The sequence below is a fragment of the Microbacterium sp. MYb64 genome (assembly GCF_002979495.1).
Lineage (GTDB): Bacteria > Actinomycetota > Actinomycetes > Actinomycetales > Microbacteriaceae > Microbacterium > Microbacterium azadirachtae_A.
In genome coordinates this window covers 85087-107088 of the sequence record NZ_PCOW01000014.1, presented here as the reverse complement: position 1 = coordinate 107088, position 22002 = coordinate 85087, and the positions used below count along the sequence as shown (strand labels likewise).

Sequence of the window (22002 nt, the reverse complement as noted above, 5' to 3'; positions counted from 1 at the left end):
GCGCAGGCGAGGCGGGGATCGCGATCGCGGGGGTGCGCAAGCGGTACGGGGACCGGACGGGGAAGACCGCGGGCGTCGCGATCGGACCGGTCGACCTGGAGATCCCGGCCGGGGGCGTGACCGCCCTGATCGGTCCGAACGGCGCCGGGAAGTCGACGCTGCTCACGATGATCGGGCGGCTGCTCGGGATGGATCAGGGATCCATCCGGATCTCCGGATTCGATGTCGGCACGACGAAGTCGAAGGATCTGGCCACGGTGGTGTCGATCCTGCGCCAGGAGAACCACTTCGTGACGCGTCTGACCGTGCGCCAGCTGGTCGGATTCGGCCGGTTCCCGCATTCGCGCGGCCGGCTCACCCGTGCGGACGAGGAGGCCGTGAGTCGCGCGATCGACTTCCTCGAACTGGGGGAGCTGGAGAAGCGCTACCTCGACGAGCTCTCCGGCGGGCAGCGCCAGCGCGCCTACGTCGCAATGGTGCTCGCGCAGGACACCGGCACCGTGCTGCTGGACGAGCCTCTCAACAACCTCGACATGAAGCACGCGGTGCGCATGATGCGGCACCTGCAGCGGATCTCGGACGAGCTCGGCAAGAGCGTGGTCGTCGTGCTGCACGACATCAACTTCGCCGCGCGCTACGCCGACCGGATCTGCGCGATGAAGGACGGCGAGGTCATCGCGTTCGGCCCGGTCGCCGACATCATGCGGAGCGACGTGCTGACCGACGTGTTCGAGACTCCCGTCACCGTGATCGACGGCCCGGACGGCCCGCTCGCCGTCTGGCACTAGGCGCTCGCCGGTCGCGGTCCTAGTATCGAGAGGCTCACCGGCCCTCCTCGAGCGATCGCCAGAGCGACGCCCACTGCTCGGGGGTGAGGTCACGGGCTCGAGCGTCGCGGGGGATGCCCGCCGAGGCGAGCGCGCGATCCGGGTGTCCCCGATGCGCTCCGCCGTGGGCGAGCGCTCGGCGGAGGTCGCGGCCGGGATCTGTGAACGAGTGGTGCACGAACGCCTCGTATCGGCGCCGAACGGTGGGTGGCAACAGGGGCGTCGAACGCCGGCGGATGTCGAGGATCCCGCCGTCGACGGAGGGCATGGGGCGAAAAGCGCTGCGAGGGACTCTGCCGCGCAGCGCGAACGTGAACCACGGGGTGCTCTGCGCGGTCATCATCGTGAGCCCGCCCACCCCGGCGCGTTTGCGCGCCACCTCCCACTGGGTGAGCAGAACCGCGTGCCGCCAGGATCCGGACGAGAGCAGCCGGCGCAGCAGCGGCGTGGTCAGATGGAACGGGATGTTGCCCACGATCACCGGGCGATCGAGCGGAATCCGCAGCGCGTCGGCGGTGCGGACCTCGACACCGGGAAGGCGGGAGCGCAGGGCATCGGCTCTGTGCTCGTCGATCTCGACGGCACGCAGTGAACGCCCGAGGTGTGCGAGTGGTCTCGTCAGCGCGCCATCGCCAGGGCCGATCTCGAGGATCGGGCCCTCGGTCGTGGCGAGGAGGTCGACGATCGTGCGAACGGTGGGGCGGTGGACGAGGAAGTTCTGGCCGAGCTCGTGTCGGCCGCCGTGGGCGGATCGGTTGCGCATGGATGCTCCAGAGAGAGGGAGGCGCACCCGGAAGAGGGCATGCGAGAGCGGGTCGTCGCAGAGGGCCGCTGTCCTCCGGGTGCGATGGTCCGGAGTGACGGCGCGCGGGCGTGATCGTCGACGCGCCGTCAGGCGCGGCGGTCGCGGATCGCGTAGTCGGCGCCGGAGAGGACGCCGGAGGAGGAACACATGCTCAACAGCATAGACGGGAGGAGCGACGAGAGTGCGGGACGTCTTCGTCCTGTACCGCGGTGCGGGACGCTCACCGTTTCCGGTGGTCCTCCGGGGCCAGGCGCGGTCCGCGTCGCGGTTCCAGAGCGCCGCTCATCCGGATCAGGCGCACGACCCGCTGGCGATGACCCGCCCAGGGCTCGAGCAGCGCGAGCATGCCCGCGTCGTCCGTGCGATGCCCGGTCAGCGCGAAGCCGACCTCGTGCGGGAGGTGGTAGTCGCCGACGCTCACCGCATCGGGGTCGCCGAGGGCGCGGATCCGGGTCTCCGCGGAGGTCCACAGCCCGATCCCGGGCAGGCTCGTGAGCACCCTGTCCCGCGCCGGGCCGTCCGCGACGGCGTGCACAGCGCGCTCGATGCCGGCGGCGCGCTCGGCGGCGCGCACGATCGTGCGCGACTGCGGCGGCTCGACACCCGCGCGATGCCAGGCCCAGGAGGGGATCCGGCGCCAGCCCTCGGCATCGGGGGCGACGGCCATCGGACGAGGGACCGGGCCCGGCGCGCGATCGCCGAAGCGGGTGACGAGGGAGCGCCAGGCGCCGTAGGCCTGCAGGCCGGTGACCTTCTGCTCGAGGACGACGCCGGCCAGCGCGTCGAAGACCGCGCCCGTGCGCGTCAGGCGGACGCCGGGATGCCGCTGCGCGGTCGTCGCGAGCAGCGGATGGAAGGACGGGTCGAACCCGTCGGGGTCGTCGTGCGCGCCGCACAGCGCAGGGACGAGATCGAGGGCGGCGTCGGCGCCGGGCCCCCAGGCGCTCGCCGGCACCTCGCCGGATCCGGCGCGCAGCGCGAGCGTCGCGATGCCGGCCTCGGTGCGCAGCGCGAGCCAGAGCACGGTTCCATCGCGCACGAACGCGGGGTCGCGCGGCCCTCGGCTCAGGACGCCGAGCGTGGCCTGCAGGTCGAGCGGCCCGCGCGGGCGGTACGCGCTCTCGCGCACCGGCCAGGTGCGCGGGGCGGGATCCGCGGCGAGGGTCATGGGAACACCCTAGATCCGTGCGCCGACAGGAGGACCTCAGGATCGGGATCCGCTTCTCTGCGGGATCCGTTCGCTGTCGTCGAGTGCACGGGAAGTCGTCGACTGCGCCGGATCTTCGCGTGGACGAGCCGTGTTTTCGGCAGGATCCGGTGTTTTCGGCAGGATCCGGTGCTTTCGGCAGGATCCGGTGCATTCGGGAGGATCCGGTGCAGTGAGCCCAGGATCCGGTGCCGTGGGGAAGCGTGAGCCCGCAGGGCCTCAGAACCGGTCGGGGGAGGGGGTGCCCACGCCGTAGCGGATCGCGACGTCCGCGTGGCGGTCGAAGCGGTAGCCGACGCCGCGGACGGTGCGGACGATGTCCTCGTAGCGGCCGAGCTTCGCGCGCAGGCGACGCACGTGCACGTCGATCGTGCGCTCGCCCGGGGCCTCCTCGTCGGAGGTCTGCCACAGCGCGCCGACGAGCTCGCTGCGCTCGATCGTGGAGCCCTCGCGCAGGACGAGGTACTGCAGCAGCTCGAACTCCTTGTAGGTGAACGCGGCGGAGTCGCCGTCGATCAGCACGCGCTTGCGGGAGATGTCGACGACAACTCCGCCGCCGTCCTCGGGCTCGCGCTCCTCGGCCTCCGCCTTGGAACGGGCGATCGCGCCGGGCTCGTGCAGCGCGAGGCGCACGACGTCGAGGTCGCGGCCGCCGGTGCCCTGCGGCGCGAGCGCGACCGTGGCGTGGGTCTCCGCATCGGGCGCGAGCTCGGCGAGCGTACGGCGGAGGGCATCCACGAGCAGGGGCAGGCTCACGCCGTTCGTGGCGGCCTTCAGCTCGTCGAGGCCGACGTAGAGGGCGAAGCCGCGGGGCGAGCGGGCCGGCGGGGCGTCGGCGGCGGGCGCCGGAGCGTCGATCTGAGTGCGCGGCACGGCGTGCAGACGGGGCGCGGCGACGGGGGAGACGGTGACGGGACGCTCGAGGAGGGCGGTGTTCGACATGATGATGGGTCCTTGGAAGGAAGGAGTCGGTCGACGACTCGGAGAGTGTTGCGAAGTGACCGGCGAGCCGGAAGACGAGCACGCGGATGGGTGCTCGGAGACTCAGCCCGCGAAGATCACGACGAGCGAGTCAGACAGAGTTCTGTGGCTTCAGCGACACATTCGGCAACACATGCCAACGCAACCGGGCATCATCATCCCGGTCGTCCCGTTCGCCTCCTGGGCGGACAAGGGGCGTGCGTTGGTGGTCATGGGGCCGATTATTACCGACGGTGACCCCCTATGTCAAAACGGACCCGGTCGAACAATGCGGGCGTAGCGTGAAACGGTGGGGATCTCTTCAAGCTCTGACCGGTTCGTGCTCACTCGCGAGGCCGACGCCTCGCGCTACACGCTGACGCGCGACGGCGTCCTGGTGAGCGTGCTCGACTATCACGACGACGGGCGCACGATGGCGCTGACGAGAGCCTTCACGGTCCCGTCATTCCGCGGATCCGGTTATGCCGCCGTCGTCGTGGCGGGCGCCGTCGACGACATCGCCGCACGAGGGGACAGGCGCGTCGACGCCGTCTGCTGGTACGTCGCGGACTGGTTCGACGCGCACCCCGAGCGGGCCGATCTGCTCCGCGTGCGCTGAGCCCTATCGTCCCGCGCGGCGTGTGTGACGTTGTGTTACGTGTGAGGATGGCGGGATGAAGCTCGCGGAGGCACTCGCGGCGCGCGCCGATCTGCAGCGCCGCATCGAACAGCTCAGATCGCGGATCAGCGCCAACGCGCGCTTCCAGGAGGGCGAGGAACCTGCAGAGGATGCGGCAGCGCTGCTCGTCGAAGCGCATGCGGACCTGGACCGGCTCGGCGACCTGATCGCCCGGATCAACGCCACCAACGCACTCCTCGACCTCGGCGACGGCCGCACGATGACCGACGCGCTCGCCGCGCGCGATGTGCTGAAGCTGCGCCACGCGCTGCTCACGGACGCCGCCGCGGCGGCATCGGGATCCGGGGGAGCCTTCGGCCACCTTCGGCAGATGCGCTCGGAGCTGCGCCAGTTCGCGGCGCTTCCCGTCGCCGAGCTGCGCGGGCAGGCGGACGACATCGCGCGAGAACTGCGCGAACTCGATGGGCGGATCCAGCAGGCCAACTGGACGAACGATCTGAAGGAGTAGCCGGAGCGGAAGCAGGTAGTCGCGAGGAAGCGGGCACGAACCCTCAGCCGGCGGGGCAAGTCCGGCTCCTGACGGGTGATGGGCAGCCCACCGCATGCACGGCGCAGCCCCGCACACCGCACAGGTGAATGGGCACGATGCACATCGCACCACCACGTGCCGGTCCGCGCGACGAGGGAGGGTCAGGGGAACTTCCGCTCCGGCCGCCTCTCCGGCACGCCTCGGAGGAATGTCCGACCCCGTCCGTAGCGTGGTGGGCATGAAGATCCTGCACACCTCGGACTGGCACATCGGCCGGACCTTCCATGGGCACTCCACCCTGGAAGCTCTCGCCGAGGTGCTCGCCGCGCTGGTCCTGCAGGTGCGGGAGAACGACGTCGACGTCGTCGTCGTCGCGGGCGACGTGTTCGACTCGGCGACCCCGGCGGCTCCCGCCTACACGCTGCTCACCGACACGCTCGTCGCCCTGCACGCCACGGGCGCCAGGGTGATCGCGACCAGCGGCAACCACGACTCCGCGGCCCGGCTGGGCTTCCAGGCGCGTCTCCTGCGCGACGGGATCCATGTCGTGACGGATCCGCGCACGGTCGGAGAGCCGATCACGATCGACGACGCCGACGGACCGGTCCGGTTCTTCGGGATCCCCTACCTCGAACCGGCGATCGTGCGGCAGTACTGGGCTGGTGACAGCGCCGCCGACGACGCCGACGGACGCCCGCTGCGCACGCAGGCGCAGACCCTCGCGCATGCGATGGGGCTCGTGCGCGCAGGGATGGCGGAGCACCCCGGCCGCTCCGTCGTGATCGCGCACTGCTTCGCGGCCGGCGTCGACGCGACGGTCGGTCTCGAGCGCGAGATCCGCCAGGGCGGCATCGACATGGTGCCGGTGTCGGTGTTCGACGGCGCGGACTACGTCGCGCTCGGGCACATCCACGGGCGCCAGGCGCTCACGGAGCGGGTGCGGTACGCCGGTGCGCCGCTGCACTACAGCTTCGGGGAGCAGCACAAGCCCCGGGGGTCCTGGCTCGTCGACCTGGCCGCGGACGGCACGGTCGATGCGCAGTGGCTGGAGCTTCCCGTGCCGCGCAGGCTCGTGACGCTGACCGGATCCTTCGACGAGATCCTCTCGGACGAGAACGTGGCCGCGCACGTCGACGACTGGGTGTGCGCGGTCTACACCGATGACCTCCCGCAGACCGAACCCATGCGTCGTCTGCGCGAGAAGTACCCGTTCTGTGCGCTCGTGCAGCACGAACCCCTGCGGGTGGAGTCCGTCGAGGAGCGCTCGTACAGCGAGCGCCTGCGCACGGCCGCCACGGATGAGGAGCGTATCGACGCCTTCCTCGCGCATGTGCGGAACGGCGCCGGTGCGACGCCGCGCGAGCAGGAGCTGATCCGCGAGGTGCTCGACGACCGCACTCTGGCGGAGGCGCTGGTTTAGTGCGCCTGCATCGGCTCGAGATCGAGGGCTTCGGCCCGTTCCTGAAACGGCAGGCGATCGACTTCGACGCGTTCGCCGACGACGGCGTCTTCCTGATCGGCGGGCGTACGGGTGCGGGCAAATCCAGCATCCTCGACGCCGTGTGCTTCGGGCTCTACGGGAATGTTCCGCGCTACGAGGGCGGGGAGAAGCGTCTGCGCAGCGACCACTGCGAACCCGCGGATGCCACCGAGGTCGTGGTCGAGTTCAGCACCGTCTCCGGGCGATACCGGGTGACGCGATCGCCCGAGTACCAGCGCCCCGCGAAGCGCGGCGGCGGCCTGACGAAACAGGCGTCCTCGGTGGCGCTGGAGGAGTCCGTCGGCGGGCAGTGGATCGGCCGGGCCGCGCGCGAGGTCGATGTCGCGCACGCGCTGGACGAGATCCTGCAGCTCAACCTGCAGCAGTTCCTGCAGGTGATCCTGCTCGCGCAGGGGCGCTTCGCGCGATTCCTGCTCGCCGACAGCCGGGAGCGGCAGTCGCTGCTGCGCCGGCTCTTCGGCACCGGCCGGTTCGAGGACTACCAGGCGCGCTTCGACGAGCGCCGTCGGGCATCCGAGCAGGCGCTGGGCGCGGGCCGCGCGACGGTGGTCGCCCGCGTCGAGCAGGCCGAGAAGCTCGTCGCCGAGAACGCCCTGCACGGCGCGGATCCGGGCAGGTCGGAGGCCGAGTCGCCGTCGTCCGACGAGTCGGCCCCCTCTCTCGACGAACGCCTGGACGCTCTGCGCCGGGCCAAGGCGCGCGCCGACTACCGTCACGAGCAGCGCGGTCAGGAGCGGGATCAGGCGGAATCCGCGCACCGCGCCGCGAGCGCGGCGCTGGCGGCCGCGCGCGAGGAGCGGCAGGCGCAGGCCGAGCGGGATCGGGCCCGTTCCGCGCTCGCCGCCCTCGACGCCGCCGCCGTCCGGATCGCCGCAGACCGCCGGACGCTCGACGACGCCAGGGCCGCCGAGGCTCTCAGACATGTGCTGAGCACCGCGGAGCGCGCGGCCGCCGCCTCCACGGCCGCCACCGCGGCGGTCGCCGCCGCCGAGAAGGCGTGGCGTGGTCGCACGGCGGACGGGGACGACGTTCCCGAGGGAACCTCGGCGGAGGCGCTGCGGGAGTGGGCGTCCGCCCTCACCCGGTCCAGCGGCGCCTGGCAGCAGGCGGCGACGGCCGAGGCACAGCTCGCGGCCTACGAGACCGCGGTGACCACCGCGCACAGCGAGGCGGAGGCCGCAGCCACGGCGTGCGCCGATCGCGAGCACGAGCGTGCGGCCCTGCCCGCTGCGATCGACGCGCTGACCGCCGAGCGCGACGACCTGCGCCGGCGGGCCGACCGCGCGGCCGACCTCGAGACCGCGGTCGCGCAGGCCGCCTCGCGACTCGCGGGGGCGAGTGACGCGGTGGCACGGACCGAGGAACGGGGAGCGGCCGAGCGAACGGTCGCCGACCGCGAGCAGGAGGCCGCGGCCGCGTTCGCGCACGCCGCGGACCTGCGCCGCCGCCGTGAGGCCGGGATGGCCGGCGAGCTCGCCGAGGCGCTGATCCCGGGCGAAGCCTGCAGCGTCTGCGGGGCGACGGAGCATCCGGCACCGGCCGCGCACGCGGATCCGGTCTCGGCGGAGGACGTGGCAGAGGCCACCGAGGCGCGCGAGCGCTCCGCGGAGCAGGTGCGCCTCGCCACGAGTGCGCTGGCCGCGGTGGACGCCGCCCTGGCCGCAGCCACGGCGCATGCCGATGGGCGGACGGTGGAGGCCGCGGAGGCCGAGTTCTCCGCCGCCGGTGCGGAACGGGACGCTGCGGTGGCGGCGGCGACGGCCGCCGCGGACGCCGAACAGCGTCTCGCCGGCCGGCGGGCGACGGCCGAGAGGCTCGAGACCGAGATCGCGAACCTGTCCGTGCGTCACGCCGAGGCGAGCGAGCATCTGGCCCTTGCCCGGCAGACGCTCGCGTCCGCCCAGGAGTCCGTCGCGCAGGCGCGGGGCGCCTTCGCCACCGTGGCCGCGCGCGTGGCCGATGCGAGCGCGCGGATCGCCGCGGCACAGGCCCTCGCCACTGCGCTCGAGGAGCGTCACGCCCGCGCCGAGGCCGCCTCCGCCGCGCTCGCCGAGCAGCAGGAGGCTCTGGCCGCGTCCCCCTTCGATGACGCGGCCGCCGCCGGAGCCGCCCTGCGCAGCCCCGCAGACCAGGCCGCGCTCGACGAACGGATCGCCGCGCACGCCGCCGAGCGCACGAAGGAGCGCGCGATCCTGTTCGATCTCGAGCTGCGCACCCTCCCCGACGAGCTCATCGACCTCGCCCCGCACGAGGCCGCCGAATCCGATGCGCGTACGGCGTGGACGACGGCCGTCGACGAGGCCAGCCGCGCGGGGGTGACCACCGCCCAGCTCGGATCCCTCCTCGAGTCCGCGGTGACCGAGCACGCGCGCGGCGCTGCGGCGGCCGAGGAGCACGAGACTCTGCAGCGGCTCGCCGATACGGTCGCCGGGCGCGGGGCGAACACCTACCGGATGAACCTCGAGACCTTCGTTCTCGCCGCGGAGCTCGAGGAGATCGTCGCCGCCGCGAACCTGCGCCTCTCCGACATGTCGTCAGGGCGCTATCAGCTGCAGCACAGCGACGCCAGGGCGGCGCGCGGAGCCGCCTCCGGCCTCGGCATCGTCGTCTTCGACGCGTTCACGGGGCAGACCCGGCCCGCCCAGTCGCTCTCCGGCGGCGAGACGTTCCTCGGTTCGCTCGCTCTCGCGCTCGGGCTCGCCGAGGTCGTCACGGCGCGCGCCGGCGGCATCCAACTCGACACCCTGTTCATCGATGAGGGCTTCGGATCCCTCGACTGCGAGACGCTCGATGTCGCCATGCGCACGCTCGACGAGCTGCGCGCGGGCGGCCGCACCGTCGGCGTGATCAGCCACGTCGAGGCCATGCAGGAGCAGATTCCCGCCCAGATCACCGTGCGCGCGACGCCCGAGGGCCCGAGCGTGATCGACGCCTGAGCACCTGAACGCCCGAACCGGTCGTCAGAGCAGCTCGTACACCGTCGCGTTGGCCATGCCGCCGCCCTCGCACATCGTCTGCAGGCCGTAGCGGATCCCGTTCTGCCGCATGTGGTGTAGCAGGGTCGTAGCCAGGCGCGCGCCGGACCCGCCCAGGGGGTGCCCGAGGGCAATCGCCCCTCCGCGCGGGTTGACGAGATCCGGATCTGCACCGGTCGCGGCGAGCCACGCGAGCACGACCGGGGCGAACGCCTCGTTGACCTCGAAGGCACCGATGTCGGCGATGCCGAGGCCGGCGCGGGCGAGCACCTTCGCCGTGGCAGTGATGGGTCCGGTGAGCATGAGGATCGGATCCGACCCCACGACCGCGACGCTGTGCACGCGCGCGATCGGGGCGAGCCCGAGTTCGGCGGCCCGCGCGCTCGTCATCATGAGCACGGCGGCCGCGCCGTCGGAGATCTGCGAGGCGCTGCCGGCCGTGACCACGCCGCCCTCGAGGAACGGCGTCGGAAGGGTCGCCAGGCGCTCGACCGTGGAGTCCGCGCGGATGCCCTGATCGGTCGTGACCACTCCCGTGGCCGTCTCCACCGGGACGATCTCGTCCGCGAACAGCCCGGCCGCGGTCGCCGTGGCGGCCTTCTGGTGCGAGCGCACCGAGAACTCGTCCAGCTGCGTGCGGGTGAGGCCCCACTTCCGCGCGATGAGCTCTGCGCCCACGCCCTGGTTGCCCAGATCCGGGAAGCGCTCGTGCATGAGCGGGCCGTAGGGATCCTGGTCGATGCCGTTGACAGAACCGACGCTGGAGAACATCGGCACCCGCGACATGACCTCGACCCCGCCCGCCACGACGATGTCGGCGTGACCGGCGATGATCGCGGCGGCCGCGCTCTGGATCGCCTGCTGCGACGACCCGCACTGGCGGTCGATCGTCATCCCCGGCACATGCTGGGGCAGCCCCGCGGCGAGGGCGGCGTTGCGACCCACGTTGAAGGACTGCTCGCCGACCTGCGACACGCAGCCCCACAGCACATCGTCGACGAGGGCCGGATCGACGCCCGTGTCGGCCAGCACGGCCCGGATCGGATGCGTGGAGAGGTCGACGGGGTGCACACCGCTGAAGACCCCGCGCTCCGGTTTGCCGATGCCGACGGCGGTGCGGCGGGCGGCGACGATGACGGCGTCCCGGCCGGCGGATCCAGAGGTGCTCATCCTTCCATTGTCCTCCGGCCGCGGTTTCGAAGCGCGCAAATGGTCCGATCCGCGGCGCGATGGCCGCCATTCGCGCGCTTCGAAACGGAGAGGGACATCACTCCACCGTCACCGACTTCGCGAGGTTGCGGGGCTTGTCCACATCGTGACCGAGCCGGACCGCCGCCTGGTAGGCGAGCAGCTGGGTGGGGATGGTCAGCAGGATCGGATCCAGCTCCGGCTCGTTCTTCGGGACGACGATCGTCCGCGCGTCGAGGTGCGCGAGGTCGACCCCGGCGTGCGTGATCGCGAACAGCGGGCCCTTGCGCGCCAGGATCTGCTCGGCCGCGGCGAGGTTGCGGTCGGTCAGCTCGTCTTCCGGGATGACCGCGACCGTCGGCATGTGCGGGTCGATCAGGGCCAGGGGACCGTGCTTGAGCTCGCTCGTCTGGTACGCCTCCGCGTGGATGTAGCTGATCTCCTTGAGCTTCTGCGCGCCCTCGCGGGCGACGGGGAACCCGCGCACCCGCCCGATGTAGAACGCGCTCTGCGCCTTCGCGATGTCCTCGGCGACCGCCGCGATCGGATCCGCGTCCTCGAGGATCTCCCGGATCTGCTCGGGGATGCGCTGCAGTCCGCGGAGGATCCGCTGGCCGTCCGCGTGGGACAGGTCGTGCAGGCGCCCGAGGTGCAGCGCGAGCAGGGCGAAGGAGAGCGCCATGTTCGTGAGCGCCTTGGTCGAGGCGACGGAGATCTCGGGTCCTGCGTGCAGGTAGATCCCACCGTCGACCGTGCGGGCGATGGTCGAGCCCACGACGTTGACGACGCCGATCACGCGGCCGCCCTTGCGCTTGATCTCCTCGACCGCGAAGGCCGTGTCGGCGGTCTCGCCGCTCTGGCTCACCGCGACGTAGAGCGTGTCCGACTCGATGATGGGCTGGCGGTACCGGAACTCGGACGCGGCCTCCGCGTCGGCAGGGATCCGGGCCAGGTCCTCGATGAGCTGCGCGCCCAGCTGACCGACGTAGTAGGCGGATCCGCAGCCGAGGATCTTGATCCGGCGGAAGCTGCGGAGCTCCCGCGGATCCAGTCCGAGCCCGTCCAGGCGGGCGGTGGCGAACCTCTCGTCCAGCCGGCCGCGCAGAACCATCGCCGCGGCGTCGGGCTGCTCGTGGATCTCCTTGAGCATGTAGTGCTCGTAGCCGCTGAGTTCGAGATCCTCCGCCGCGACACTGATCTCGACCGGCTCCGAACTGGTCGGGCTGTTGCCGCGGTCGAACGTCCTGAACCCGGTCGCGGTCACGGTCGCGAGCTCGCCGTCGTTCAGGTGCACGACCCGATCGGTGTGCCGCACGAGGGCCGCCACATCGCTGGCCACGAGCATCTCCTTGTCGCCGATGCCGATGATCAGCGGGGATCCGCTGCGGGCCAGGACGATCCGCTCCGGGTGCCGCTCGTCCAGCACCGCGAGGGCGTAGGTGCCGGTGATCCGGGCGAGGGCGGCGAGCACCGCCTCTTCGAGGGTCTCCGCGTCCGACTGGGCGATGAGGTGGGCGATGACCTCGGTGTCGGTGTCGCTCTGGAGTTCGACGCCGGACTGCGTGAGCTGGGCGCGCAGGGCCGCAGCGTTGTCGATGATGCCGTTGTGGACGACGCTGATCCGGCCGTCCTGGCTGCGCTGGGGGTGCGCGTTCTGCTCGAGGGCGGGACCGTGCGTCGCCCAGCGCGTGTGGCCGATCCCGACCGCGCCGGTGAGCCGCTTCGGCAGCGCGGCCTCGAGCTCGCGCACCCGGCCGACCCGCCGGATCGAGGTCGTGCCCTTGGATCCGAGCACGGCGATGCCGGCCGAGTCGTAGCCGCGGTACTCGAGGCGCGTGAGGCCTTCGACGAGAACGGGGGCGGCGGCCTGGTGGCCGATGTAACCGACGATTCCGCACATGGTGGGGCTCCTCAGGAGTAGGGGGTAGGGACAGGCCAGGGGTGGACGGGCGCGGGCGGACGGAGCCGGGCTCAGCCGTACACGATGCGGCGCAGCTGCCGCTCGGAGAGCTCAGGGGCGGCGACGCGATGATCGCGCAGCTCGGCGGCGATGAGCGCGAAGGCCTCCGCGTTGCGCGTGCCGTAGAGCTGGAGCTCGGCGTGGCGGCGCCGCACGAAGGCTTCGACGGGCTCGTCGTACCAGGCGAGGACGTCGTCGATGACCCGCGCGGCGACGCTCGCCGGCAGACCGGTGGACGCCACGATCCGCTGGATCAGGTCGTCGTCGGTCATGAGTCGAGTATGCGGATCCGAGGTCGCGAATGACAAAGATCTGCCCGAATTCGGGCAGATCTCGTCAAAAGGTGCTCAGGGCGCGGAGCTGGAGGTCAGAGTCCGAGGCTGCGGGCGATCAGCATGAGCTGCACCTCGGTCGTGCCCTCGCCGACCTCGAGGATCTTGGAGTCGCGGTAGTGCCGGGCGACGCGGTACTCGTTCATGAACCCGTTGCCGCCGAACACCTGGGTGGCGTCGCGCGCGTTGTCCATCGCGGCGTCGCTCGCGGTGAGCTTCGCGATCGCCGCCTCCTGCTTGAAGGGCTTGCCCGCGAGCATGAGCGCGGCCGCGTGGTAGTAGGCGCGGCGGGCGACCAGTGCGCGCGCCTCCATCCGGGCGATCTTGAACGCGATGGCCTGATGCCCGCCGATGTGCGTGCCGAACGCCTGGCGCTCCTTCGCGTAGCGGACCGCGTCATCGACGCAGCCCTGTGCCGCGCCGACCGCGAGGGCCGCGATCGCGATGCGCCCCTCGTCCAGGATCCGCAGGAAGTTCGCGTAGCCGCGCCCCCGCTCGCCGAGGAGGTTCCCCTCCGGCACGCGCACGTCGTCGAACGACAGCCCGTGGGTGTCCGAGGCGTTCCAGCCGACCTTGTCATAGGGCGGGGCGACGACGAAGCCCGGCGTCCCGGACGGCACGATGATCGTCGAGATCTCCTTGCCCCGCTCGGTCTCGCCCGTGACCGCGGTGACCGTCACGAAGGCGGTGATGTCGGTGCCGGAGTTCGTGATGAACTGCTTCGACCCGTTGATGACCCACTCGTCCCCGTCCTGTCGTGCGGTGGTTCGGGTGCGGCCGGCGTCGCTGCCCGCGTCGGGTTCGGTGAGGCCGAATCCTCCGAGCTGCGTGCCCGCGGCGAGGGAGGGCAGCCAGCGCTGCTTCTGCTCCTCGGTGCCGAACCGGAAGATCGGCATGGCGCCGAGGGAGACGCCGGCCTCGAGCGTGATGGCGACGCTCTGGTCGACCTTCGCGAGTTCTTCGAGGGCGAGGCAGAGTGCGAAGTAATCGCCGCCCATGCCGCCGTACTCCTCGGGGAAGGGCAGGCCGAACAGGCCCAGCTCCGCCATGCCCGCGACGACCTCGTACGGGAAGCTGTGCTCGCGGTCGTGCTGCGCGGACACGGGGGCCACCACCTGCTCCGCGAAATCGCGGACGGTCGCGGACAGTTCGCGGTACTCCTCGGGGAGTTCGGACGGGATCGTCTCGGACACGCAGACCAGCTCCTCAGTGAACGATCGGTAACTGAAATAGATGTTAGCGCGCGTTCACTCGACTGTCCAGGATCGCTATCCTTACGGGATGACCACCGCGAGGGCGCAGGGGAAGGCGCGGACGAGGCAGCTCTTCCTCGACGCCGCCGCCCGGCTCTTCGCGGATCGCGGGTTCCACGCCGTCTCGATCGGCGAGCTCGGCACCGCGGTCGGGGTCAGCGGACCGGCCCTGTACCGGCACTTCCCGAGCAAGGACGCGATGCTCGAGGAGATCCTGATCGGCACCAGCGAGTTCCTGCTGCAGGGCGGATCCGAGATCGTCGCTGCGCCGCACGCCTCGGATCTGGACGTGCTGGACGACCTCATCGACTTCCACCTCACGTTCGCGCTCGCTCATCGCGACATCATCCGCGTGCAGGACCGCGAGCTGGGCACGCTCCCGAAGGTCGCGAATCGCCAGGTGCGCAAGCTCCAGCGGCAGTATCTGGATCTCTGGGCCGAGGTCGTCGGCCGGCTGCGCCCCGAGATCGCGCCGGCCGATCTCCAGGTGGCGATGCACGCGGTGTTCGGGCTGCTGAACTCCACGGCGCACAGCACCGAGAAGCTCGTCTCGGCCGATGAGCGCGGAATACTCTCCGGCGCCGCGCGGCGCGTGCTGATCGGCTGACAGGCCCCGCGCGGGTCAGCCCGCGGGCTGGAACCGCGGCCTTCGGGGCGGGCGGCGCTCATCCGGATCGAGGGCGATCGTGCCGTCGGCGGCGATGTGCTCGAACATGGCCTGCACGAGCGTCACGATGTGCGGGTCGTCCACGCGGTACAGCTGCCGCCGGCCCTCGCGGCGAGAGGACACGACTCCGGCGGCGCGCAGCTTGGCGAGCTGCTGGCTGGTCGCGGGGATGCTCGCCCCTGTGCGTTCGGAGAGCGTCGTCACGTCGCTCTCCCCGCCGGCGAGCAGCCAGACGAGATGCAGCCGACCGGGCACCGAGAGCAGGTCGAAGGTCCCCGCCGCGGCGGCGAGGCGCTCGGGGGTGGCGGGGATGCGGCCTTCGTGGAGCGTGCTCACGGGGTCCTTTCTGCATTCATTTGCGCAACCGATTGAATGAGGATATCGTACCTCGTGGCCCGGTGCACGGGCCGTCCGACCGCGAGCCGAGGAGGTGATGACGGTGAGTCATCCTGCTGATCAATCCCGTCCCCTCTTCCTTCGCGCTCGCCGGATGCGCCGCTGACCTCCTGATCAGCGGTCCGCTCGGGCGGCGCTCGTCTCATGGAGCCCGCCATGACGATCCTCCGTCCCTTCGCCGGCCACACGTCCGTCGGCGCCCGCTCGCGCACCCGCCTCATCGCCGACGCCGTCGTGCTGGTCGGCTTCGCGGTGCTGCTGTTCCTGCTGATCCGCCTCGCCGAGGGCGTCGGCGCACCGTTCACCCCCGCGAACGCGGCGGCGAGCGTCTCCACCGACCCGGCGCACCTGCCGTATTACGCGCTGCGCTCGCTCCTGCGCATGTTCGCCGCGCTGCTCGCATCCCTGCTGTTCACCTTCGCGTACGCGACGGCGGCGGCGCGGTCGCGTCGCGCCGAGAAGATCCTCATCCCCCTGCTGGATATCCTGCAGTCGGTGCCGGTGCTCGCGTTCCTGTCGGTCACGCTCACGATCTGGCTGGTGCTCTTCCCCGGATCTATGCTCGGTCTGGAATGCGCCTCGGTGTTCGCGATCTTCACGAGCCAGGCCTGGAACATGACCTTCGCGTTCTACAGCTCCCTGACCACGCAGCCCCGTGAGCTCGACGAGGCGGCGCGACTGCTGCGGCTCACGAAATGGCAGCGCTTCTGGAAGCTGGACGTCCCGAGCGGCATGATCCCCCTGGTCTGGAACGGGATGATGAGCTTCGGCGGCGGCTGGTTCTTCCTCGTCGCGTCCGAGGTGATCTCGGTCAACAACCACACCTATGCCCTGCCCGGCATCGGATCGTATGTCGCCGCCGCGACCGAGCAGCAGGACGTCCCGGCGATCCTCCTCGCGATCGGCGTGATGGTGCTCATGGTGATCGGCGTGAACACGCTGTTCTGGCGCCCGCTGACCGCATGGGCGGAGAAGTTCCGCACCGGCGACACCTCGGCCGCCGTCCCGCAGCGCAGCATGACGCTCGCCGTGCTCCGGCACTCCGGTGTGCCGCGCTACCTGGGCATGGTCCTGCGTCCGGTCGGTCGCGGACTCGACGCCGTGACCCGGCCGTTCGGACTCGCCGATCGCCCGCTCCGTGTGAACGCCGGCCGGCGTCGCGCCGGCGACATCGTCTTCGGCGTGGTCGTGGGCCTGCTCATCGCCTGGGGCGCGATCGAACTGCTGATCTACATCCAGGGATCCGTCGGGCTGGCGGAGTTCGGGACAGCGATCCTGCTGGGCCTCGTCACGTTCGCCCGCGTCGTCGTCCTCGTGCTCGTGGCGACGCTGATCTGGGTTCCGATCGGGGTGTGGATCGGGATGAATCCCAGGGTCACCCGATTCGCGCAGCCCGTGGTGCAGGTGCTCGCGAGCTTCCCCGCCAACTTCTTGTTCCCGTTCTTCACGCTGCTGCTCATCGCGACGGGCGTGAGCCTCGACATCGGCGGCATCTTCCTGATGGCGCTGGGCGCGCAGTGGTACATCCTGTTCAACGTCATCGCCGGAGCCTCGGCGATCCCGGCGGATCTGCGCGAGGCGTCGCTGAACCTGGGCGTCTCGCGGTGGCTCCGCTGGAAGCGGCTGATCCTGCCCGCGGTGTTCGCCTCGTGGGTGACCGGAGGGATCACCGCGGCCGGCGGCGCCTGGAACGCGTCGATCGTCTCGGAGGTGGTCGGCTACGGCCACACCACCCTCACCGCGACGGGCCTGGGCGCCTACATCGCGAACGCCACCGCGGCGGGGGATTTCGCCCGCACGTTCGTCGGGGTGATCGTGATGACGCTGTTCGTCGTCGGCATCAACCGGCTGTTCTGGCGCCGCCTGTACCGGATCGCCGAGAAGCGCTTCTCCCTGACCTGATCCCTGATTCCCGATTCCTGATTTCTGATCCCCGATCCTTGTAGGAGGTGCCCCATGGCACTGAAGACCGCACGCACGCCCGTGACGCTGGAGACCGGCGCGCCGCTCATCGACATCGACCGCGTGACGAAGTCGTTCCCCTCCGCCGACGGCACCACGCTCGACGTGCTGTCGGAGATCTCGCTCACGCTGCGCAAGGGCGAGATCGTCGCCCTGCTCGGCAAATCCGGATCCGGGAAATCGACGCTGCTGCGCACGATGGCGGGGCTCATCGCGCCGACGACCGGGGAGGTGCGCTACCGCGGGGAGCGGCTCGACGGCGCGAACCCCGGCGTGGGGATGGTGTTCCAGTCATTCGCCCTCATGCCGTGGCTCACGGTGCAGGCCAACGTCGAGCTGGGGCTCGAGGCCCGCGGCGTGCCCGCGGCGGAGCGCCGGGAGCGGGCGCTCGCCGCGATCGACGTGATCGGCCTGGACGGATTCGAGTCCGCGTATCCGCGCGAGCTCTCCGGTGGCATGCGCCAGCGGGTGGGCTTCGCGCGCGCCCTGGTGCTGCGCCCGGACGCGCTCCTCATGGACGAGCCGTTCTCGGCGCTCGACGTGCTGACCGCGGAGAATCTCCGGGGCGAGATCATGTCGCTCTGGGCGCAGCCGGACTTCCCGACCTCCGCGATCTGCATCGTGACGCACAACATCGAGGAGGCGGTGCTGCTCGCCGACCGGGTGATCGTGCTGGGATCCAATCCAGGGCACATCAAGGGGGAGGTGCCGATCCTGCTGCCCCGCCCGCGCGACCGCCGCAGCCCGTCGTTCGAGGCCACGATCGATGCGCTCTACGCAATGCTCACCGACACCGAGCGCACCGCGGTCCCGGCCTCGGCGCCGAGCCCCCTCAGCCACCCGTTGCCGGACATCACGGTCGGCGGGCTGGCCGGCCTCATCGAGATCGTGCACGCGCACAACGGGCAGACCGATCTGCCCGATCTCGCGGATGAGCTGTCGTTCGAGGTGGACGACCTGCTGCCGCTCGTGGACGCCGCGCAGCTGCTGGGGCTGCTCGAGGTCGAGGGTGCGCAGGCGTTCCTCAACGGGGGAGGGCGGGAGTGGCTGACCGCCGACATCCAGACCAGCAAGGAGCTGTTCGCGGCGCGGGCGGTGCAGAACGTGCCGCTCATCAGGACGATCGTGAAGGCGCTGGAGAACAGCGACGACGGCGCGCTGCGCGACGACTTCTTCCTCGATCTGCTGCGGCGCGGCTACACGGCGGAGGACGCCCGCAAGCAGCTCGACATCGCGATCGACTGGGGACGCTATGGGGAGCTGTACGACTACGACGCCGACACGGGAGAGCTCGTGCTCGGCGAGCTCGCCGCCGAGGCGGAGCGGCATCTGGCCGCGGGGAAAGCTGCGGACGGAGGCCGGGGGTGACGTTTGCGCCCGGCCCGGCGGCCTGAGTCCGGGTCAGCCCGCGAGGATCGCCCTCGCCTGGCGCAGCACCGGCTCGTCGACCATTCGTCCCTCGAAGCGGAACACCCCTGGCCGGTGCTCGGCCTCGGCGAGCACCCGTTCGGCCCAGTCCCGCTCGTCGGGCGTCGCGGCATAGCCCTCGCGGATCACCGCGACTTGGCTCGGGTGGATGCAGGCGGTGGCGTCGAAGCCGCTGGCCGCCGCATCGAGCACCTCGGCGCGGAGGCCCTCGACATCGGCGATGTCGAGGTGCACGGAGTCGATCGCCGCCTTCCCGTAGGCCTTCGCCGCCAGCAGCACGCGGGAGCGCGCGTGGCGCGCGACGTCGCGGTAGCGGCCGGCATGGGCGCCCGTGGTGAACCGGCTCGACCGCCCTGCCATGCTCGCGACGAGATCCTCTGCGCCCCACATGAGCCCGATGACCGCGGGGTGCGCGGCGATCTCCTCGGCGTGGACGACTCCGCGCGCGGTCTCGCACAGCGCGATCACCTGCAGGCCGGCGGCGTGAAGGGCGTCGAGGTCGGCGGCGGACTCGGCCTTGGCGAGCATCACCATGCGATACTCCGTGCCGCCGAGGGCGGCAAGGTCGAGCGCATGGTCGGGGGTGCTCGCCGGGTTCACCCGCACGATCGTGCGCTCCGGATCCAGTGCCGAGGCGGCGACCTTCGCGCGCGCGGCGGGCTTGTCGTCCGGCGCGACCGCATCCTCGAGGTCCACGATCACCGTGTCGGCGGCGTCGAGGGCCTTGGCGTAGCGGTCGTCACGATCTGCGGGGCAGAACAGCAGGGCGGGGCCGTGGATCGCGGCGCTCATCGGCTCTCCTCGAGGGGAAGGCACTGCATGAGCGTCGACCGCGTGGCGAGGGCGACCACGGCGCCGTCCTGGTTGCGCCCGGTGTGCGCAAACTGCACGATGCCCTGTCCAGGTCGCGACGACGACAACCGCTTCGACACGATCAGCGTCTCGGCGTACAGGGTGTCGCCGATCCGCACGGGGGCGGGGAAGGACACGTCGGAGAAGCCGAGGTTCGCCACGATCGTGCCCATCGTGAGCTGGGCGACGGAGAGCCCGACGAGCGTGGACAGGGTGAACATGCTGTTCACCAGGCGCTCGCCGAATTCGGTGCCGGCGCTCCACGCCGCATCCAGATGCAGGGCCTGGGTGTTCATGGTCAGGGTCGTGAACAGCACGTTGTCGGCCTCGGTGACCGTGCGTCCTGGGCGGTGCAGGTAGACCGCGCCCTCCTCGAACTCCTCGAAATAGAGTCCGCGCTGCTCGATGCGGTTCTCGCTCACGTCGTCTCCTGTGGTTCGCCCGGTGCGTCGGAGGCCGCGTCATCGGATGTCGCGTCGCCGGCATCGGGGGTGATCGTCGCCAGGGTCTGTCCGCGCGCGACGGTGTCGCCCTGCGCCGTGTGGAGCGAGACGGTTCCGGCGACGCCCGCGCGCAGCACGTGCTCCATCTTCATCGCCTCGACGACGAGGACGGGGGCGCCCTCCTCGACCCTGGAGCCGTCGGACGCGTGCACGAGCACGACCGTCCCCGGCATGGGGGAGTCCAGATGGGGGTGCGTCTCCGCAGCGGTGGCACCGCCGTGCGAGACCCGGTCCACGGCGACCTCGAAGACCGCACCCGCGTGCGCGACCGCGATCCGATCGGATCCGGTCGCGTATGCCGCGATCGTGCGGGTGACGCCGTCGATCGTGAGCGTGCGCCCCGAGGGCTCCTCGCCGCGCCGCGCCGCCGCGACGGGGGAGGACCCGTCGATCGCGACCGACAGGGCGGATCCGGTTCCGGACACGAGCACCTCGGCGCGGCGCTCGCCGCAGACCAGCGCATAGCGGCGCGGGGCGAGGGCGCCGAGGCGCCAGCCGTCGCGGCGACTCCACGGGCTCGACACGGTCTCGGCGTCGGGCTCGGTGTCGGCATCACGCGCGGCGTCGAGCAGCAGCGCCGCCTCCGCGAACACACGCGCGTCGGCCTCGGCGAACGAGAGGTCGTCGAAGCGGCGGGCGATGAGGTCGGTGTCGAGGTCGCCCGCGACGACCTCGGGAAGCTCGAGCAGCGCCCGCACGAACTCCACGTTGGTCGGGAAGCCGAACACCGCGGTCTCGTCGAGCGCCCGCACCAGTCTGCGGCGGGCCTCGTCGCGATCCGCGCCGTGCGCGATGATCTTCGCGAGCATGGGGTCGTAGTCGATCGACACGTCCAGGCCGTCGGCGATCGCCGTGTCGACCCTGATCCCTTCGCCCCCGGGGTGGATCACGCGCTGCACCCGACCACCCGTGGGCAGGAAGCCGGACGCGGGATCCTCGGCGTAGATGCGCGCCTCGATGCTGTGGCCGCGCAGCACGACGTCGTCCTGCGCGAAGGCGAGCGGCGCTCCGGCGGCGATGAGCAGCTGCTGCTCCACGAGGTCGAGCCCCGTGACCTGCTCCGTCACGGGATGCTCCACCTGCAGGCGGGTGTTCATCTCCATGAAGAAGAACTCGTCCGGCCTCGCCGCCTCGACGATGAACTCGACGGTGCCGGCGCCGCGGTAGTCGACGCTGCGGGCGGTCTCGCAGGCGGCCGCGCCGATCGCCGCACGCGTGGCCGCATCGAGCAGCGGGGACGGCGCCTCCTCGATCACCTTCTGGTGCCGGCGCTGCAGCGAGCACTCGCGCTCGCCGAGGTGCACGACGTGCCCGTGCGCGTCCGCGAGGATCTGCACCTCGATGTGCCTCGGAGTCGTGAGGTAGCGCTCCAGGAACAGCGCGTCGTCGCCGAAGCTCGCTGCGGCCTCGCGCCGCGCCGCGGCGATCGCGTCGGCGAGGTGCGCCTCGTCCTCGACCACGTGCATGCCCTTGCCGCCGCCGCCCGCCGAGGGCTTGATGAGCAGCGGATAGCCGATGCCCGGCGCCGCGGCGATGAGGTCCGCATCGCTGAGACCGGGGCGGGCGATTCCCGGCACCGTGGGCACGTCGCGCTCGGCGACGGCGAGCTTGGCCGTGATCTTGTCGCCCATCGTGCGGATGGCGTCCGCGGTCGGCCCGATGAACACGATCCCGGCGTCGGCGCATGCCTGCGCGAACGCGGCGTTCTCGGCGAGGAAGCCGTAGCCGGGGTGGATCGCCTGCGCGCCGGTCGCCCGGGCGGCATCCAGCACGGCGTCGATGTTCAGGTAGCTCTGCGCTGCGGGGGCGGGGCCGATCCGCACGGCGACGTCGGCGAGGGCGACGTGGCGGGATCCGGCGTCGGCGTCGCTGTACACGGCGACCGAGCGGATCCCGAGTCGGCGCAGGGTCGCGATGACGCGGCAGGCGATCTCGCCGCGATTGGCGATGAGGACGGTGTCGAACACTTCGACAGGCTCAGTGCGGCGCACTTCGACGGGGCCGGTGCGGCGCATGT

19 protein-coding genes are annotated in these 22002 nt (G+C 71.4%); 8 read left to right on the top strand and 11 right to left on the bottom strand.

All coding sequences use genetic code 11. The features are described 5' to 3' along the window. The first annotated feature begins 17 nt into the window (after positions 1-17). Positions 18-788: an ABC transporter ATP-binding protein gene (locus CQ044_RS13365; protein WP_374954861.1), complete on the top strand. Its 771-nt coding sequence runs from the start codon at positions 18-20 to the stop codon at positions 786-788. Positions 789-822: 34 nt separating this feature from the next. Here CQ044_RS13365 and erm read toward each other — a convergent pair whose 3' ends face one another. The 3 genes from erm to CQ044_RS13350 form a co-directional block, all read right to left on the bottom strand. Then, a complete protein-coding gene (gene erm, locus CQ044_RS13360) occupies positions 823-1590 on the bottom strand; it encodes a 23S ribosomal RNA methyltransferase Erm (RefSeq protein ID WP_105688912.1) in 768 nt (255 codons plus the stop codon). A gap of 262 nt (positions 1591-1852) precedes the next feature. Next, positions 1853-2800, bottom strand: a complete 948-nt coding sequence (locus tag CQ044_RS13355) for a DNA-3-methyladenine glycosylase (RefSeq protein WP_105688911.1) — start codon at positions 2798-2800, stop codon at positions 1853-1855. A 258-nt stretch (positions 2801-3058) separates the two neighbouring features. Further along, entirely contained in the window at positions 3059-3781 is a 723-nt protein-coding gene (locus CQ044_RS13350; RefSeq protein ID WP_045272836.1) for a winged helix-turn-helix domain-containing protein, read from the bottom strand. A gap of 328 nt (positions 3782-4109) precedes the next feature. On the opposite strand from CQ044_RS13350, the gene CQ044_RS13345 reads away from it, so the two are divergent. The 4 genes from CQ044_RS13345 (at position 4110) to CQ044_RS13330 (ending at position 9405) form a co-directional block, all read left to right on the top strand. Next, positions 4110-4418 (top strand): GNAT family N-acetyltransferase, encoded by a 309-nt coding sequence (locus CQ044_RS13345; protein ID WP_105688910.1) that lies wholly within the window; start codon positions 4110-4112, stop codon positions 4416-4418. Positions 4419-4473: 55 nt separating this feature from the next. Further along, positions 4474-4947, top strand: a complete 474-nt coding sequence (locus CQ044_RS13340; protein ID WP_105688909.1) for a DIP1984 family protein — start codon at positions 4474-4476, stop codon at positions 4945-4947. 259 nt (positions 4948-5206) lie between these two features. Next, complete coding sequence (locus tag CQ044_RS13335) at positions 5207-6388, top strand: exonuclease SbcCD subunit D C-terminal domain-containing protein (RefSeq protein ID WP_105688908.1); 1182 nt, start codon at positions 5207-5209, stop codon at positions 6386-6388. Beyond that, entirely contained in the window at positions 6388-9405 is a 3018-nt protein-coding gene (locus CQ044_RS13330) for an AAA family ATPase (RefSeq protein ID WP_105688907.1), read from the top strand. The genes CQ044_RS13335 and CQ044_RS13330 overlap by 1 nt, the downstream gene beginning before the upstream one ends. A 24-nt stretch (positions 9406-9429) precedes the next feature. On the opposite strand, the gene CQ044_RS13325 is transcribed toward CQ044_RS13330, so the two are convergent. The 4 genes from CQ044_RS13325 to CQ044_RS13310 all read right to left on the bottom strand — a co-directional run bounded on the left by CQ044_RS13325 (position 9430) and on the right by CQ044_RS13310 (position 14117). Further along, entirely contained in the window at positions 9430-10614 is a 1185-nt protein-coding gene (locus tag CQ044_RS13325; RefSeq protein ID WP_105688906.1) for a thiolase family protein, read from the bottom strand. A 97-nt stretch (positions 10615-10711) separates the two neighbouring features. Further along, complete coding sequence (gene glmS / locus CQ044_RS13320; protein ID WP_105688905.1) at positions 10712-12532, bottom strand: glutamine--fructose-6-phosphate transaminase (isomerizing); 1821 nt, start codon at positions 12530-12532, stop codon at positions 10712-10714. A 71-nt stretch (positions 12533-12603) separates the two neighbouring features. Then, positions 12604-12864 carry a hypothetical protein gene (locus CQ044_RS13315; RefSeq protein WP_105688904.1) on the bottom strand — a complete coding sequence of 87 codons (261 nt, stop codon included), beginning with the start codon at positions 12862-12864 and terminating at the stop codon, positions 12604-12606. A 95-nt stretch (positions 12865-12959) separates the two neighbouring features. Further along, complete coding sequence (locus tag CQ044_RS13310; protein WP_105688903.1) at positions 12960-14117, bottom strand: acyl-CoA dehydrogenase family protein; 1158 nt, start codon at positions 14115-14117, stop codon at positions 12960-12962. A gap of 88 nt (positions 14118-14205) precedes the next feature. On the opposite strand from CQ044_RS13310, the gene CQ044_RS13305 reads away from it, so the two are divergent. Continuing rightward, positions 14206-14784 carry a TetR/AcrR family transcriptional regulator gene (locus CQ044_RS13305; protein WP_181158313.1) on the top strand — a complete coding sequence of 193 codons (579 nt, stop codon included), beginning with the start codon at positions 14206-14208 and terminating at the stop codon, positions 14782-14784. Positions 14785-14799: 15 nt separating this feature from the next. On the opposite strand, the gene CQ044_RS13300 is transcribed toward CQ044_RS13305, so the two are convergent. Beyond that, positions 14800-15180 carry a helix-turn-helix transcriptional regulator gene (locus tag CQ044_RS13300; protein WP_105688901.1) on the bottom strand — a complete coding sequence of 127 codons (381 nt, stop codon included), beginning with the start codon at positions 15178-15180 and terminating at the stop codon, positions 14800-14802. A 216-nt stretch (positions 15181-15396) separates the two neighbouring features. Here CQ044_RS13300 and CQ044_RS13295 point away from each other — a divergent pair, with 216 nt between their 5' ends. Beyond that, positions 15397-17142, top strand: a complete 1746-nt coding sequence (locus tag CQ044_RS13295; protein WP_105688900.1) for an ABC transporter permease subunit — start codon at positions 15397-15399, stop codon at positions 17140-17142. Positions 17143-17196: 54 nt separating this feature from the next. Beyond that, a complete protein-coding gene (locus CQ044_RS13290) occupies positions 17197-18570 on the top strand; it encodes a nitrate/sulfonate/bicarbonate ABC transporter ATP-binding protein (protein WP_105688899.1) in 1374 nt (457 codons plus the stop codon). 33 nt (positions 18571-18603) lie between these two features. On the opposite strand, the gene CQ044_RS13285 is transcribed toward CQ044_RS13290, so the two are convergent. Genes CQ044_RS13285 through CQ044_RS13275 form a run of 3 tightly spaced genes read right to left on the bottom strand, consistent with a single transcriptional unit; the run spans position 18604 to position 22000 of the window. Next, positions 18604-19422 (bottom strand): CoA ester lyase, encoded by an 819-nt coding sequence (locus tag CQ044_RS13285; protein ID WP_105688898.1) that lies wholly within the window; start codon positions 19420-19422, stop codon positions 18604-18606. Next, positions 19419-19904, bottom strand: a complete 486-nt coding sequence (locus CQ044_RS13280) for a MaoC family dehydratase (protein ID WP_105688897.1) — start codon at positions 19902-19904, stop codon at positions 19419-19421. The genes CQ044_RS13285 and CQ044_RS13280 overlap by 4 nt, the downstream gene beginning before the upstream one ends. After that, positions 19901-22000, bottom strand: coding sequence for an acetyl-CoA carboxylase biotin carboxylase subunit (locus tag CQ044_RS13275; RefSeq protein ID WP_105688896.1), 2100 nt, complete (start codon positions 21998-22000; stop codon positions 19901-19903). The genes CQ044_RS13280 and CQ044_RS13275 overlap by 4 nt, the downstream gene beginning before the upstream one ends. Between the last annotated feature and the right edge of the window lie 2 nt (positions 22001-22002).

What these genes read in the sequence shown, in the direction of transcription:
- erm (WP_105688912.1), bottom strand. Translation starts at nt 1,590, where the DNA reads ATGCGCAACCGATCCGCCCACGGCGGCCGACACGAGCTCGGCCAGAAC.
- CQ044_RS13355 (WP_105688911.1), bottom strand. Translation starts at nt 2,800, where the DNA reads ATGACCCTCGCCGCGGATCCCGCCCCGCGCACCTGGCCGGTGCGCGAG.
- CQ044_RS13350 (WP_045272836.1), bottom strand. Translation starts at nt 3,781, where the DNA reads ATGTCGAACACCGCCCTCCTCGAGCGTCCCGTCACCGTCTCCCCCGTC.
- CQ044_RS13340 (WP_105688909.1), top strand. Translation starts at nt 4,474, where the DNA reads ATGAAGCTCGCGGAGGCACTCGCGGCGCGCGCCGATCTGCAGCGCCGC.
- CQ044_RS13335 (WP_105688908.1), top strand. Translation starts at nt 5,207, where the DNA reads ATGAAGATCCTGCACACCTCGGACTGGCACATCGGCCGGACCTTCCAT.
- CQ044_RS13325 (WP_105688906.1), bottom strand. Translation starts at nt 10,614, where the DNA reads ATGAGCACCTCTGGATCCGCCGGCCGGGACGCCGTCATCGTCGCCGCC.
- glmS (WP_105688905.1), bottom strand. Translation starts at nt 12,532, where the DNA reads ATGTGCGGAATCGTCGGTTACATCGGCCACCAGGCCGCCGCCCCCGTT.
- CQ044_RS13315 (WP_105688904.1), bottom strand. Translation starts at nt 12,864, where the DNA reads ATGACCGACGACGACCTGATCCAGCGGATCGTGGCGTCCACCGGTCTG.
- CQ044_RS13305 (WP_181158313.1), top strand. Translation starts at nt 14,206, where the DNA reads ATGACCACCGCGAGGGCGCAGGGGAAGGCGCGGACGAGGCAGCTCTTC.
- CQ044_RS13295 (WP_105688900.1), top strand. Translation starts at nt 15,397, where the DNA reads ATGACGATCCTCCGTCCCTTCGCCGGCCACACGTCCGTCGGCGCCCGC.
- CQ044_RS13290 (WP_105688899.1), top strand. Translation starts at nt 17,197, where the DNA reads ATGGCACTGAAGACCGCACGCACGCCCGTGACGCTGGAGACCGGCGCG.
- CQ044_RS13285 (WP_105688898.1), bottom strand. Translation starts at nt 19,422, where the DNA reads ATGAGCGCCGCGATCCACGGCCCCGCCCTGCTGTTCTGCCCCGCAGAT.
- CQ044_RS13275 (WP_105688896.1), bottom strand. Translation starts at nt 22,000, where the DNA reads ATGCGCCGCACCGGCCCCGTCGAAGTGCGCCGCACTGAGCCTGTCGAA.